At 36.9% G+C, this 14,236-nt stretch carries 13 protein-coding genes and 4 pseudogenes; 16 read left to right on the forward strand and 1 reads right to left on the reverse strand.

The window, feature by feature from the left end; translation table 11 throughout:
- The first annotated feature begins 57 nt into the window (after positions 1 to 57).
- Positions 58 to 957, forward strand: coding sequence for an aldo/keto reductase (locus BQ4305_RS12565; protein ID WP_110928124.1), 900 nt, complete (start codon positions 58 to 60; stop codon positions 955 to 957).
- Positions 958 to 1,312: 355 nt separating this feature from the next.
- Here the strand turns inward: BQ4305_RS12565 and BQ4305_RS22010 are convergent, their stop codons facing one another.
- Positions 1,313 to 1,444 (reverse strand): hypothetical protein, encoded by a 132-nt coding sequence (locus BQ4305_RS22010; RefSeq protein WP_267888108.1) that lies wholly within the window; start codon positions 1,442 to 1,444, stop codon positions 1,313 to 1,315.
- 216 nt (positions 1,445 to 1,660) lie between these two features.
- Here BQ4305_RS22010 and BQ4305_RS12570 point away from each other — a divergent pair, with 216 nt between their 5' ends.
- The 15 genes and pseudogenes from BQ4305_RS12570 to BQ4305_RS12640 all read left to right on the forward strand — a co-directional run bounded on the left by BQ4305_RS12570 (position 1,661) and on the right by BQ4305_RS12640 (position 14,177).
- Positions 1,661 to 2,089 carry an RrF2 family transcriptional regulator gene (locus tag BQ4305_RS12570; RefSeq protein ID WP_110928125.1) on the forward strand — a complete coding sequence of 143 codons (429 nt, stop codon included), beginning with the start codon at positions 1,661 to 1,663 and terminating at the stop codon, positions 2,087 to 2,089.
- A 144-nt stretch (positions 2,090 to 2,233) separates the two neighbouring features.
- Positions 2,234 to 2,569, forward strand: coding sequence for an IDEAL domain-containing protein (locus tag BQ4305_RS12575; protein ID WP_110928126.1), 336 nt, complete (start codon positions 2,234 to 2,236; stop codon positions 2,567 to 2,569).
- Between the two features lie 670 nt (positions 2,570 to 3,239).
- On the forward strand, positions 3,240 to 3,935 hold the full coding sequence (locus BQ4305_RS12580; protein ID WP_110928127.1) for a DUF4176 domain-containing protein: 696 nt from the start codon (positions 3,240 to 3,242) through the stop codon (positions 3,933 to 3,935).
- Positions 3,935 to 4,144 (forward strand): hypothetical protein, encoded by a 210-nt coding sequence (locus BQ4305_RS12585; RefSeq protein WP_110928128.1) that lies wholly within the window; start codon positions 3,935 to 3,937, stop codon positions 4,142 to 4,144. Before BQ4305_RS12580 ends, BQ4305_RS12585 begins: the two co-directional genes overlap by 1 nt.
- A gap of 25 nt (positions 4,145 to 4,169) precedes the next feature.
- Positions 4,170 to 4,478, forward strand: a complete 309-nt coding sequence (locus BQ4305_RS12590; RefSeq protein ID WP_110928129.1) for a hypothetical protein — start codon at positions 4,170 to 4,172, stop codon at positions 4,476 to 4,478.
- Positions 4,475 to 6,325 carry a DNA/RNA non-specific endonuclease gene (locus tag BQ4305_RS21885; RefSeq protein WP_234396951.1) on the forward strand — a complete coding sequence of 617 codons (1,851 nt, stop codon included), beginning with the start codon at positions 4,475 to 4,477 and terminating at the stop codon, positions 6,323 to 6,325. The genes BQ4305_RS12590 and BQ4305_RS21885 overlap by 4 nt, the downstream gene beginning before the upstream one ends.
- A 5-nt stretch (positions 6,326 to 6,330) precedes the next feature.
- The gene (locus BQ4305_RS12600; RefSeq protein ID WP_110928130.1) at positions 6,331 to 6,810 is read left to right on the forward strand and encodes an immunity protein YezG family protein; all 480 of its coding nucleotides are present in this window, start codon (positions 6,331 to 6,333) and stop codon (positions 6,808 to 6,810) included.
- 173 nt (positions 6,811 to 6,983) lie between these two features.
- Positions 6,984 to 8,327 carry a DNA/RNA non-specific endonuclease gene (locus BQ4305_RS12605; protein ID WP_234396952.1) on the forward strand — a complete coding sequence of 448 codons (1,344 nt, stop codon included), beginning with the start codon at positions 6,984 to 6,986 and terminating at the stop codon, positions 8,325 to 8,327.
- A 24-nt stretch (positions 8,328 to 8,351) separates the two neighbouring features.
- Positions 8,352 to 8,806: pseudogene (locus tag BQ4305_RS12610) on the forward strand (DUF600 domain-containing protein).
- 465 nt (positions 8,807 to 9,271) lie between these two features.
- Positions 9,272 to 9,868, forward strand: a pseudogene (locus BQ4305_RS12615) (DNA/RNA non-specific endonuclease).
- A 2-nt stretch (positions 9,869 to 9,870) separates the two neighbouring features.
- Positions 9,871 to 10,356: an antitoxin YezG family protein gene (locus BQ4305_RS12620; RefSeq protein WP_000410099.1), complete on the forward strand. Its 486-nt coding sequence runs from the start codon at positions 9,871 to 9,873 to the stop codon at positions 10,354 to 10,356.
- A 574-nt stretch (positions 10,357 to 10,930) separates the two neighbouring features.
- Positions 10,931 to 11,714 (forward strand): annotated as a pseudogene (locus BQ4305_RS12625) (recombinase family protein).
- A gap of 159 nt (positions 11,715 to 11,873) precedes the next feature.
- A pseudogene (locus tag BQ4305_RS12630) lies at positions 11,874 to 13,107 on the forward strand (IS110 family RNA-guided transposase).
- Positions 13,108 to 13,222: 115 nt separating this feature from the next.
- Positions 13,223 to 13,693, forward strand: coding sequence for a DNA/RNA non-specific endonuclease (locus BQ4305_RS12635; protein WP_267888119.1), 471 nt, complete (start codon positions 13,223 to 13,225; stop codon positions 13,691 to 13,693).
- Between the two features lie 4 nt (positions 13,694 to 13,697).
- On the forward strand, positions 13,698 to 14,177 hold the full coding sequence (locus tag BQ4305_RS12640; protein ID WP_110928132.1) for an immunity protein YezG family protein: 480 nt from the start codon (positions 13,698 to 13,700) through the stop codon (positions 14,175 to 14,177).
- The last annotated feature ends 59 nt before the right edge of the window (positions 14,178 to 14,236 follow it).

Here is a 14,236-nt window from a genome sequence, read left to right on the forward strand (position 1 = left end):
TTCATAAATGGTAATGATTTCAAGAAAATCAAGTTAAATATGAAAGGAATGATGAAAATGAGTTTGCGTGACCATGAAAAAGTTTTGAAAATTAAGCATTCACTTGAAAAACGTGTAGTAACTTTACCTGATGGAACCTTCCTTCCAAGCATTGGTCAAGGAACATGGTACATGGGTGAAAATCCTCAATCGAAAAACAAAGAAATCAAAGCTTTGCAGCTTGGAATTGACCTGGGCATGAAGCTAATCGATACGGCTGAAATGTATGGAAATGGCGATTCCGAACGTTTAGTTGGTGAGGCAATCAAGGGGCGCAGAGATAAAGTTTTTTTAGTATCGAAAGTATATCCTCATCATTCCGGATTAGATTTGATTGAAAGCGCATGTGAAAATAGTCTTAAACGACTGGGAACAGATCATCTTGATTTGTATCTTTTACACTGGAGAGGCCGTGTTCCTTTGGCAGAAACGATTGAAGGAATGGAGAGACTGCGCAAGGATGGTAAAATAGTAAGATGGGGAGTTTCTAATTTTGATACGGATGATATGACAGAGTTGTGGGATACCGCTAACGGAAAAAAATGTGTGACAAATCAAGTGTTATATCATCTAGGTTCTAGAGGAATTGATTATGATCTCCTGCCATGGCATCATGAACAGAACATGCCGATTATGGCCTATAGTCCCCTGGCCCAGGGAGGGAGCCTAAGAAGACAATTACTAAGCGATCCAACCATCATGGAGATTGCAGAAAAATACAATATGCAGCCATTACAAATTGCTCTTGCGTGGACCATTCGTTCGAACAACGTAATAGCTATCCCAAAAGCCGTTAAGGAAGAACATGTTTTAGCCAATGCTCAAGCTGCTACTATTGAATTGACCATAGAAGATCTGAACAGACTTGACGAGGTATTTCCGAAACCAACAAGAAAAATACCTTTGGATATTATATAAAATGAATGAGGACAAAGGGTTTGTACTCTTTGCCTAGGAGTACCTGTCAATATCCCTTCTCAAACTCTGATTTGTCAATAGAGTCCTAAAGTGATTTCTTTGTTTTCCTCTTTCATATATTCTCTTAAATTGCGAGATAATTACATCAGCAATATCGGTGATGATAGGCAAAAGTTTTAATTGCTATTTATACCGAAGGATAGTATAAACAGTAATTAAGGCTAGGTTAATAATGGAAGCGCACCTATACTATAACCAAAAAGCCAACTGGTTGTTGTACTCTTGATAAAATTTGTTAATTAGGTCGTGTAATTGCTCTGAATTTGGGGCAACGTTAGGCGGACTGTTTCCGTTATCAATGTATTTGCTTTGGATTACTTTCTGGACTAACGCCAACATATTTTGTAGGTTGATATTTTGGATCCTCATCAGTGTAAGCAAAGAAGGGATTGTTTAGATCTCCAGCCCAGTCCATCACGAATTGCATTCATTTTCCTCCCTAGTTCCATGAAGCAGTACAAGGAAGGGAACATGATTAGTAAAGCTTTACAGGACGCCTAGTTGATACAACACTTCTAATAGCTACTTGACAAAATAAACTGTAATATTTATTATTACACTATGTTAATTGATTTAAAAAAAGATGCAGAAGCTATATGTAAAGCAAAAGTGATTAGCTGTGCTGATTCTAAGGAGGCAGGCCATGAATAGTGATTTTACACTTGCCATTCATAGTTTAACTTATCTTGCGTTGCAGCCGGACCGTATGTCAACAAGTGATGGTATCTCAGAGAGTGCTGGTGTCCACCCAGTACGTATTCGTAAAGTGCTAAGCTTGCTAAAAAAACATGGATTTATAAAATCAAAAGAAGGAACCGGCGGCGGATTTATTTTTACTCTAGAGCTGAGTGAAGTTAATCTTTGGGATATATATATGATAACTTCTGAAGGTGCTTTGCAGCCTAAGTGTCCTGATTCAAATGAAAAGTGTATTGTGGGAGCGAATATGAAAAGAGTATTATTTACAATTTTCTTAGGTGCGGAAGAACATTTGGGTGAATATTTAAAGAACTATACAATTAAAGAAGTTGTCGATCTTGTAAATCAAGAACAAAATAGCGGCTGTGACTGATGGCCGTAGACTTCTTTTTATTAAATGTAATAAAAAACATTACAGATTTATCTGGGTATATATCTTCGCTGACCGCAGTTTAAAAAAGGTTCTTTCCTGATTACATTCATAAAATACAAAAATAACTTAAGAAGGTGAAAAAGGATGTTGACGAATGGTAATTCCGTTTTGAAAACAGGTGATTGGATTAAGGGAAAATCAGTGGATGGGGAATTAATAATTGGTTATATTGAGTCACAGAGTATTCTGGATGGAGTTGTTAAAGTAACGGTTGCTACGAGTGACAATCGTGAAACGCTTGGCAAAACAATTCCGATTTTAAGTAAAAATGTTAGGAAACTGCCACTTTCTAAGGCGGTAAACAAGGAACAAATTCTATTTCTAATAGACTTGGCATTATCAACGCGGGATGAAGCGTGGTTTATTGAGCTTTCTTCCAAATTAAACTCAATCAATCAGTTAGTCGATGGAGTACATTAAAACTTATTATATATAGATTTTTTAAATTAAATTACAACGTGTTTGGAAATATTCATTTTTCGTGAAAAATTTGCGATTAACCATTATATATTATTTTTTGAGGAATGTTAACATGGCTATTATGAAAGTAAATATGAATGCCTTTGGAATGACGGAGTAAAAGGGGGAAGGGAACGCTTAATGCAAACTTTCTTGAAACAGAAATTGCAATACCTGTATCCATAGGAGGAAGTGAGGATGGCGCAAATCCACAGGATGTACCTGCTTTTACCATTTTTGAGATTAATCTATTATTTTTAGGGGAAACCACTTAAACACGGTTTCCCCCTTTTCGTATTTAGGTTTATATAGTAGTGTGAATTTGAAATTACAAAGGTGATTTATTATTCACTTATTTAGTCTTTTGAAAAATTTTATTTTGTTTGGCAGAAAACCATCAATTCCAAAATTTTCGATAAGTATTTCTCCTGATTTTCATTATTGCATAGGGAACAGCAAGGGATGAAGTTCAAGGAGACACGGTGTCCGTCTTTAAGGAAAAATTAAATATTTCAATTTAGAAATATCAGTGAGACTTTGGTATTTAAATGTTTTTAACCATATCATTTCCAATTCATTCGTTTATAATATATATGTATGTAAAAATTTAACATGAGAGGGAGGGAACGGTTTGAATCATAAGACTCAGTTAAAGGCACTGGCTATGCAAAAAATAGCTCAAATCATGGACTCCTTATCAGATGAATCAAAAGGCAGATACCGTGCGGCAATCCAGGAGTTCGCTGATTTATACCTGGAGGATGAGCTCGTATTTCAGGAACTTTATTTTGCTTTCAAGCAAGCGTTCTCTTCCTGCGATATAAAAAGCACAAATGGGGAAGCGATTTATTATAGAAAAGAGAATGATGAACATGTAGTTCAGTTTAAACGGACCCATTATTGTTTACATGAAACTCTTTTCTTCCCTTTCGTTACTTCCTGCATTGAAATTATGAGAGAAGTGCTGCCGTTAGGGTCAGTGGTGAAGCTGAACCCGCTTTACTTTCTTCCGGAACAGCAAACTTCCTCACCGGCCAAAATTGTCATCACCAAACGTTTTACAGTGCCAACAGGCTATCAAACGTTTTTTCCGTACGGCGGTGTGGTGTACCCTGTAGGGGAAATGAAGAAGGATGCCATCCTCTATTTTACAGAGCCCTTGATTACAAATGTGATCCATACGGGTTTTAAAGATGAAATGGAAGAAGCGTTTGAGCTGCTTATGAAAGAAGAGCTGATTGTAGAAAAAAATATGACGTCCATCGAATTTTCCGCACAGGACATGCAATCCCTTCATCTGGAAATGGAAAAAGCGGGTGAAAGATAATGGCAAACTATACGTCCGGTTTTTGTTATCGCTTAGCATCCAATATGATCTCCTCTTTGGAAGATGCCAAATATGGGATACAGAAAAATTTCGAGCAAATGGACTTAGAAAATGCTTCTGTGGAAGAGGAGATGCGTGAAAAAACGGAAGAAATGATCACTGAACTGAATCGGCTCATTGCCGCCATTGAATCCGTTCATTTTAGATGAGAAACTAGCAGAGAGGAGTTTGAAATTGGGGAACGCACATATCAAGATGGATATCCGCGAGCTGCAGGCCACTTTACAAACCCTGCAATCCAGTATCGACGAGTTTAGCAGTTACACAGACACCTTTCGCACGGGTACTAGAAATCAGCTGAAAAACTTCAATTCGGATTTCATAGAAAAAGTGGATGCGATTCTGGACTATATGAATAATGATATCAATCAGGATTTAGTAAAAAACACGGATGACGTCCATGCAGCCGGTAAAGGAATCTTGGAAGAAATGAAAAAGGCAGACGAAGAAGTGGGCAGGGCGATTCGGAGCGGGCAGTCATGAAACGGGACATCCAAATCAACTATGGAACGCTGGACCAGATCATTGAACAGCTTCATACATATAGGCATGCCCTGCATCAGATGCAGAGTTCCCTCAACACAATAGCGGTCTACGCAGAGAGGAATGCAGGAAAGAGCCTGGAAGCCTGGGACGATCTCGTGCAGCAATCCAAGAAAAATATCCAAAGCTATCAGACTCAAATCGAGGATTTATTCACATTGTTTGAAAGCTATGTGGCTGATACCACTGCCTATATCACTCCTATTTCCAGGAATGGCATGATGAGAGTCGACCGGAATGATATTTGGGGTAATCTCTCACAGATTGAATGGACAGTAACGAACAGCCTTACCCGTGGAATCTTGGAAGCCAATCGGTCCCCAAGCCTTCTGTCTAGTCTGTTTGACGATGCAGATCCGGAAGAAAAAGAGCGAAGCAGATCTAATCAACAGAAGCTGGCAAGCCTTCGAAACGACATGGAATCCGCTCAATCCAGGCTTAACCATAAAATGGAGGAGCTGTGGGACCTCTATGAGTCAAAAGTAAAAAAGTTTGAAAACACAGATGACGAATATGCAAACAAAGCCGCGGCAGTCCAAGATCGCTATATGAATTTTTATGAAAAGGCAAGCGATGTGATTTCTGTAACGACTGATGGAATCAGGGATTTTAGAGATGGGGTAGAGGATACAATTCTGGAGATACTGAAAGGCGTTGTTACGCTTGTTATCGATGCTGGCATCATTGCCGTATCAGACCTGATTCCAGATAGTATAGAACCGGATTTTCTAAAAAAAGCTTCCGATAAAAGGATAGAGAGTGCTGCGGAAACGCTCGAACTGATTATAGAAGATCCGGTTATCATCCTTGAATCGATGGCTCAATCTATATCAGATACCGCTGAAAAAGAAGGAATCATGTACGCATCGGGAAGTGTAGCGACTTCCTTCATCCCATACGCCGGCCAAGCCAAATACCTCAAGCTGTTAAAAGTGGAAAAAAGTATCAATAAAGCCAGCGGAACCCGCCCAGCCATCTCCAAAAAACCAACAGAATCCGTTCCAGGAGTGGGCGGAATCAAGAAAGAAAATGCCGCATGGCCAAGCAATATAAAAAATGGCAGCCAACAATACATCCAGGATGTCACCCACTTCTTTAGACGAACCTTAATGCCCAATCGGCCCTTTCAGCTAAGTACGGCGAATCAGGCACCCATCAATATAATGAACAGATCCACAATCGAAAATCGGATGGATTCGATTGTTCCGGCCTCTCCTGGGAAGATTGAGGGGAAGGGAGCTGGGGGGACTCCTAAGGGTACGGGTAATGGTACTATAGTCAACGAAGTTAAAGAAATTGATTTTGGAAAGCACATAATAAAAGGTGAAAATGGTAAGAAACAACTACTTCCAAATACTAAGTACGTAACCAATGATAACTATAAATATACCACCGATGAACTTGGACGTATTGTAAATGTAGATGCTCCCGAACTTGTATTGAAAAAGGCTAATAGAAATAAATACGCTCAGGCAAATGTAGGGGGAAAAGACAGATTACCAGATGATGATGGCGGACATTTAATAGGAGCACAATTTAATGGTCCTCCTGATATTGATAATCTTGTACCACAAAATAGTCAAATTAATAGGAGGGGTGGAGTTTGGTACGAAATGGAGACTGAATGGGCCAATGCATTGAAAGAGGTACCGCCTAAGAAAGTCTCTGTTAGTATTGAACCGATCTATTCTAATAATTCAATGCGACCAGATTCCTTTATGGTCGAATATGAAATTGAAGGCCAATTTCCAGTGATTCGCGAGATTGCAAATAAATCAGGAGGCTGATATTGATGAGTTTTGAAACAGAATTAAACGAGTTATATAAAGAAATTGCACAACAGGTTAATGATATGATTCCAACTGAATGGGATAATTTCTATTTTAATGGTGAAGTTAAGGAAGGAGAAGGAGGAGTTTTCTTCTTTTTTACGCCAAAAGGTGAGGAACAACACATTTTTTCACATTATATTCCAAAATTATATAGTGTAGATAAGAGGGCTTATAATAAAGAGCTACATAAATTATTTCAACTTACTGTTGAACTCCAAAAAGTTTTTACTGATAATGACCAAGATCCTTGGTTTTCAGTGACATTAATATTAAATGATACAGGTAAATTAAACGTACATTTTGATTATACAAATTGGCATGAAAGTGAATTTGGTCCAACAGATAGAATTAAGTATTTTGAATATAAATATATAAGCCAAAACAAAGAACAGCTAGATTTAGAGTTAATAGAGAGAATGAAGGAGTTTGAAAAAAAATAAACAATAAAGCACTTGGTTGTCTTATAGGCAGCAGGTGCTTTTTGTATGGAATATATACCTTTCAATATAAAAAATTAATATATGAAATTCATAACTCATAAAGGGTGTACCTTCAAAGCAGGCATTTTTAATACTTGGTTTGTGAAAATAATACGGTAATTAGGCGAAACGACATGGAATCTACTCAGTCCAGATTTAAACATAAAATGGAGGAGTTATGGGACCTCTATGAGTCAAAAGTAAAAAAGTTTGAAAACACAGATGACGAATATGCAAACAAAGCCGCGGCGGTCCAAGATCGCTATACGAATTTCTCTGAAGGGGCAAGTGAAGTAGTTTCTGTCACAGCGGAGGGAGCCTGGAATTTTGTAAAAGGGTTTGGTGTAGCGGCTTGGGAGATACTAAAAGGCAGCAGTATGCTTATTATTGACACTAGGATCATTTCCTTATCGAGCATGATTCCAGATGTGATAGAACCGCCTTTTCTAAAAAAAGCTTCAGACAAAAGAATTGAGAGTGCCAAGGAAATGCTTGAATTGGCCATAGAAGATCCGGCCATTATCCTTGAATCAATGGCTCAGTCCATATCAGACACCGCTGAAAAAGAAGGAATCATGTACGCATCGGGAAGTGCAGCCACTTCCTTCATCCCATACGCCGGCCAAGCCAAATACCTTAAGCTGTTAAAAGCCGGAAAAGGGATCAATAAAGCCAGCGGAACCCGCTCAGCCATTTCCAAAAAATCAACAGAATCTGTCCAAGGAGTGGGCGGAATCAAGAAAGAAAACGCTGCATGGCCGAGCCATATAAAAAATGGCGGCCAACAATACATCCAAGATGTTACCCATTTCTTTAGACAAACCTTAATGCCTAATCCGCCCTTCCAGCTAAGTACGGCGAATCAAGCACCTATCAATATAATGAACAGATCCACAATCGAAAATCGGATGGATTCGATTGTTTCAGCCTCTCCTGGGAAGGTTGAGGGGAAGGGAGCTGAGGGTGCCACTAAGGGTACGGGTAATCGTTTAGCTGGAGAAAGTGATATTAAAACATTAGTGGGAAGAGGAGAACAGTATACAAACGGAAGGAAAAATCGATTAAAATCTAATATTTGGTATAAAACTGGAGAGTATAACTACTTCTATGAAACAGATAGTGCAGGCAGGATTGTAAAATTTGAAACAGAAAATTTACAATTAACATTGAGAACAGATAGATTGTCACACAGTAAAAATACACCAGGTAAAGTGAAAGGTCAGGATCACGCGGGACATTTGGCAGGTGATAGGTTTGGAGGCTCACCTAAAATTGATAATTTGGTTTCGCAACTATCTGATGTTAATTTGAAGCAATATAAGAAAATTGAAGATGAATGGGCTGCAGCTTTAAAGGAAACCCCTCCAAAAGAAGTAACAATTAATCTACAAGTAATATACTCTAGGGATAATGTGAGGCCGGAAAAATTCCTAGTAAAATACAAATTGATGGTGAGTCGTTCTCTGAAGTCCTTTTAAACTAAGCTAAGGAGTGAAACCTAGATGAATACTTTTGAAGATAGATTTAGTGAATTGCAAGCTGATATGATATCCATATGTATGGAGTATATTGAAGAAAGAGCGGATAAAGTATATGTTTACGCTTCATGTGAGGAAAGTATTATTGCGAGCAAGTTTTTTTATTTAATTAATAATAAGTATGTGAAGCCTCATAAAGTGAATGATGCATTGGCGAATGGGGATGAAAGATACAATGTATCTTCGGAACGCCAGTTTATGGTATTAGATATCTAAATGAAGATATTGAAAAAATTAAAGAATTATGTTTGTCTTATGAAAAAGATATGCCTACAGAAATGAAGTTAATATATGATGTTAAGAGTGGCAAATTCAAAGCTGAATACAAGTATGATTTAGTTTACACTAATCATGAAACTAAAACGGCTAGTCAGATTGCTGATGAGTGGTTTGATGAGATACAAAATAATAAACTTTAAGGTTTGATTGACAAGCCGTATTATTATTGAAACTATAAAGCACTTGATTGCCTATTAGGTAACAAGTGTTTTTTGTTTTTTTATGAGTTATTTATGCTTTACTGAAATTCATAGCTTATGATGGTAGTACCATTATGGAGTAGATGAAGTGCAGCCACTTCCTTCATCCCATACGCCGGCCAAGCCAAATACCTCAAGCTGTTAAAAGTAGAAAAAAGTATCAATAAAGCCAGTGGAACCGGCCCAGCCATCTCCAAAAAGCCAACAGAATCCGTCCAAGGCTTGGGCGGAATCAAGAAAGAAAACGCCGCATGGCCGAGCCATATAAAAAATGGCGGCCAACAATACGTCCAAGATGTCACTCACTTCTTTAGACGAACCTTAATGCCCAATCCGCCCTTCCAGCTAAGTACGGCCAATCAAGCGCCCATTAATGTATGGAACAGGTACACAATCGAAAATCGGATGGATTCGATAGTTCCATCCTCTCCTGGGAAGGTTGAGGGGAAGGGAGTTGGGGGGATACCTAAGGGTACGGGTAAGAATAGTGAGATAACTGAAATAACAGGAGAAAATTTTGGGGAACACATCATTAAAGGGAAGAATGGAAGGAAAGAACTTGCACCAAACGTACGTTATATTACTGAGGAGAATTATAAATATACAACAGATGAACTTGGTAGAATAGTAGATGTAAATGCGGAAGAGTTAATACTTCAAAAAGGAACGCGAAACCCGGGAATGCAAGTGGCAGCAGGTCGAGAAGATAGATTGGTTGATGATGATGGTTGACACTTGATAGGAACTCAGTTTCGTGGTTCGGGAGATATTGATAATTTGCTTGCTCAGAATAGGCAAATTAATCGCTCTGGTGGAGAGTGGTACAAGATGGAGACTGAGTGGGCAAACGCTCTGAAAGAGATTCCACCAAAAAAAGTATCTGTAAAAATTAAGCCAGTTTTTGTTGGGACTTCATTAAGACCAGATTCATATAAAGTAGTTTATGAAATTGAAGGTAAAGGAATATTTAAGAAAACCATTGAAAATAGAGCAGGAGGTTGAGTATGGAAAAGGAAATGAATAGATTATATAGAGAGATAGCTGAAACAGTTAATGAAATGATTCCAGAAGATTGGAATAAATTTTATTTTTATGCTCAAATATCAGAAAATGGGGGAGGAACTTACTTTTTTTATAATACACTTGAAAATAAGCAATATAAATATAGTGTAGAAATTCCTTTCAAATATCAAATTGATGAAGATGAATTTGAGAGAAAAGAAGATGTTTTATATAAATTGAGTAAGGAACTTAGAAAGGTTTTTAAAGATAATGAGCAGGAACTTTGGTATTCTTTTACAATGTCCCTAGAGAGTAGTGGGAAATTTAAGTTACATTATGATTATACAAATTGGTTTGATACGGAATATAGTTTTAGTGACCAAATGATTATTTGGAAAAATAAATACTTAGGCGAAGTACCAAATGATGAAAATTATAAAGCGTTAATCGATAAGTATTATAGTGAATTTCCGAATAATCCTATTTAACTAAATAAAAGACAGAAAAAATAATAGGCTGTTTGAAAATACATACTCCATGATGGTTGTACCATCATAGAGTACTGTGTGCAATGATAGAATAGAAAACGAAGTACGAGCTTAGGCGAGATGACATTTTACTGTGCGACGAATATAAAGACATGGAATGGACATAAAACTAACGAACTCGTACAAACTCGTAAGTTTTAACGTAGTAGTTGTCATGATATATAAAAGGTGTCATACTGTTACTACAAAACTTACAAATTTAATGCTACTTAAAAACATATGAACTTAAAGCACTTGATTGTCAACTAAAGGCAACAAGTGCTTTTTTGCTTTTAGGATAGAAATAGGTAGACACATTATAATTTTATAAGTGCACGAAGTATTAAAGTTTTTATAGATTGTAATGGATTTGTAAAGTGTATAACGAGAGTAGAAGAAAAAATAAAGGGTTGTATTATGTTTTGAAGTCATCGTAAAGTACGTTTTAACGGATTTACGATACGAACACGTTATCCGCAAAAAAACGGGCAAACGTTACAGGGACTCAAATTACTGTAACGGGAGGGGATTTATGATGGGAGAGAAAGTAGTTGGTTACGTACGAGTTTCAACGGAAGGACAAGTACGTGATGGGTATAGTTTAGCGTATCAAGTAGAAGAGATTGAACGTTACTGTAACGAAAATAATTTAGAACTACTTCATATTGTATGAAGATAGAGGATTAAGCGGAGCGACTGTTGATGAAGATGGATTAACAGTTGAACGTGAAGGTTTACAAGAGCTATTGTCGGATATGGCATATCATCAAGTGAGCCAAGTTATTGTACTCAATACATCTCGGTTATGGCGCTCTGATATGGCAAAAGTGTTAATACAACGAGAGTTAAAGAAATATAAGGTTGATGTGAAAGCGATTGAACAACCAAATTACAGTATATATGCACATGAGCCGAATGACTTTTTAGTAAATGGCATGTTAGAGCTATTAGACCAATACCAACGTCTTGAAATTGCATTAAAACTAAGTAGAGGGAGAAAGAAGAAAGCGGAACAAGGTGGATATGCGGGGGGCGGTGTGATGTTTGGTTATAGAGTAAAGAAAGGGCAAAAAGTGTTAGAAGTAGATGTGGAGAAAGCGGTAGTTGTACGTAGACTATTTGAATTAAGACACTTTTTTAAACATTGGTCGCTAACTCAATTGGCAGAACGACTGAATAGGGAAGGTTATCGTACTGAGAAAGGAAAGCTGTTTACGAAAGTGCAAGTGAAACGCATGTTAGACCGAGAAAGTTTTTATCGAGGGGTATATACATACGGGCAAATACAAACAAACGGTAAACATTCAGCAATTTTATAACAGTCGTACTTAAAAAAACGCTCATTTTACTATATGTACTTATGAAGTTATGAAAATGGATAGGCTTGCGTACCTATGCGTTTATCGGAAGATGAACGCTCGAACTAAGGTTGCCGACATTTTTATACATGACTAAATTATTGAATAGAGGGATGAGTTATGCATCATAGGCAGAACTATTTGTATGTAGGAGTAGATTTACATAAAGAGCAGCATACGGCTGTTATTATTAATTGTTGGCAAGAGAAACTAGGAGAAATACAATTTGAGAATAAACCATCTGCATTTTCGAAGTTTTTATTAGAAGTAGAGACATATGTGTGTGATGGGATAACTGTTGTATTTGGTTTAGAAGATGTTGGTGGTTATGGAAGAGCGTTAGCGAAATATTTAGTAGACCATGAACGAGTTGTGAAAGAAGTAAATCCAGCTTTATCATTTTTAGAGCGAAAGAGCCAAGTGATGATACAAAAAAATGATAGTTGGGATGCGGAATGTGTAGCACGCATACTGGTAAACAAATTTAATCAACTGCCAGATGCAAAGCCAAACGATTTATTTTGGTCGATACAACAACTGGTTTCGAGAAGAAATGCATTAGTAAAAGCACAAGCTGCTTTGAAAAATCAATTACATATTCAATTAAACAATCATTATCCAAGCTATAAAAAGTTTTTCTCAGAATTAGATGGGAAAACAGCATTAGCGTTTTGGGAGAAATATCCGTCACCCTCTTGTTTGGAGGGGACGAATATAAAGCGATTAACAGCTTTTTTATTAGATGTTAGCAACAATACATGTTCAGTAAAGAAAGCGAGTGAAATATTAAGGCTTGTGAAAGAAGATGGACAAACAATGAAAGAGTATCAAGAAATGCGAAACTTTTTAGTAAGAAGTATTGTACGGGAGATTGAGTTTAAAAAGAAGGAAATGAAATACATCGAAAGAGAATTAAAACAGGTAGTAAATCTACTAGATTATCAATTAGAGACGATGCCGGGAATAGAACTTGTGACGGCATCGGCATTAATTGCAGAAATTGGTGACGTAAGACGTTTTCCTAATGCCAACAAATTAGCACGATTTGCGGGGATTGCGCCTGTTTACTTTGGCTCTGGTGGGAAAGGCAAGGAACAAAAAAGCAAACAGGGAAATCGGGCGCTGCACGCTTTATTTTACAACTTGGCAGTGCAACAAGTGCAAGTGGCAAAAGGAAGTAAACTGCCAAGGAACCCAGTGTCATGCTTATTACCAACGAAAGCTGAAAGAAGGTAAAACAAAGGGACAAGCATTGGTTTGTATAATGAGAAGGCTTGTGAACATTGTTTATGGCATGATGAAACATAAAACAACCTATAAATTGCCGATAGTACAAGAAAAAGAAGTAGTTTAATAGGGTGGTAAAATGGCTGATTTTTTTATTTTTAGCTTTTAAGATTACAACATAGGGTACGGGTAATGGTAATATATTCAATGAAGTTAAAGAAATTGATTTTGGTAAGCACATAATAAAAGGTGAAAATGGTAAGAAAAAATTACTCCCAAATACTAAGTACGTAACCAATGATAACTATAAATATACCACCGATGAACTTGGACGTATTGTAAATGTGGATGCTCCTGAACTTACATTAAAAAAGGCTGACAGAAACAAATATGCACAAGCAAATGTAGGAGATAAAGATAGATTACCAGATGATGACGGTGGTCATTTAATAGGTGCACAATTTAATGGTCCTGGAGATATAGACAATCTTGTACCACAAAATAGTCAGATTAATAGAAGAGGCGGGGTTTGGTATAATATGGAGACTGAATGGGCAAATGCATTAAAAGAGGTGCCTCCAAAGAAAGTCTCAGTTAATATTAAACCAATTTATTCCAATAACTCAATGCGACCAGATTCATTTACAATAAAATATCAAATTGAAGGAAAACGACAAGTAAGGTTAGTTATACAAAATAAATCAGGAGGTTGAGAATATGAGCTTTGAAATTAAACTAAATGAATTATATAACCAGATAGCTCAACAAGTTAACAATATAATTCCAATTGAATGGAGCAATCTTTATTTTAATGGGGAAGTGAAGGATAAAGAGGGAGGGGTATTCTTCTTTTTTACACCTATTGACAGTAATGAACCAGTTTATTCTCATGATATCCCAAATATGTTTCCTATAGATGAGAGTGTCTATGATGAAGAGCTTAATAAATTGTTTGAATTAACAGTTAAACTGCAACAGGTTTTTATTGATAATGGCCAAGAACCTTGGTTTTCCGTGTCATTATTACTTAATTCATCGGGTAAACTAAATATTCGTTTTGATTACACAAATTGGCATGAGAGTGAATTTGGTCCTTCAGATAGAATTGAATATTTTGAATATAAATATGTAAATCAGAATAATGAGCAATTTGATTTAGACTTAATAGAGAGGATGAAAAAATTTGAAGAAAAGTAGATGATAAAGCACCTGTTTTACATTAAAGGACTACCCCCCTTTTGAGATAGGGAACAAAA

Source organism: Bacillus massiliglaciei (assembly GCF_900098925.1).
Classification (GTDB): Bacteria; Bacillota; Bacilli; order Bacillales; family DSM-1321; genus Peribacillus; species Peribacillus massiliglaciei.

Excerpts from the sequence above, each read along its gene's own strand:
- BQ4305_RS12565 (WP_110928124.1), top strand. The coding sequence starts at position 58 with ATGAGTTTGCGTGACCATGAAAAAGTTTTGAAAATTAAGCATTCACTT.
- BQ4305_RS22010 (WP_267888108.1), bottom strand. The coding sequence starts at position 1,444 with ATGCAATTCGTGATGGACTGGGCTGGAGATCTAAACAATCCCTTCTTT.
- BQ4305_RS12570 (WP_110928125.1), top strand. The coding sequence starts at position 1,661 with ATGAATAGTGATTTTACACTTGCCATTCATAGTTTAACTTATCTTGCG.
- BQ4305_RS12575 (WP_110928126.1), top strand. The coding sequence starts at position 2,234 with ATGTTGACGAATGGTAATTCCGTTTTGAAAACAGGTGATTGGATTAAG.
- BQ4305_RS12585 (WP_110928128.1), top strand. The coding sequence starts at position 3,935 with ATGGCAAACTATACGTCCGGTTTTTGTTATCGCTTAGCATCCAATATG.
- BQ4305_RS21885 (WP_234396951.1), top strand. The coding sequence starts at position 4,475 with ATGAAACGGGACATCCAAATCAACTATGGAACGCTGGACCAGATCATT.
- BQ4305_RS12600 (WP_110928130.1), top strand. The coding sequence starts at position 6,331 with ATGAGTTTTGAAACAGAATTAAACGAGTTATATAAAGAAATTGCACAA.
- BQ4305_RS12605 (WP_234396952.1), top strand. The coding sequence starts at position 6,984 with ATGGAATCTACTCAGTCCAGATTTAAACATAAAATGGAGGAGTTATGG.
- BQ4305_RS12620 (WP_000410099.1), top strand. The coding sequence starts at position 9,871 with ATGGAAAAGGAAATGAATAGATTATATAGAGAGATAGCTGAAACAGTT.
- BQ4305_RS12640 (WP_110928132.1), top strand. The coding sequence starts at position 13,698 with ATGAGCTTTGAAATTAAACTAAATGAATTATATAACCAGATAGCTCAA.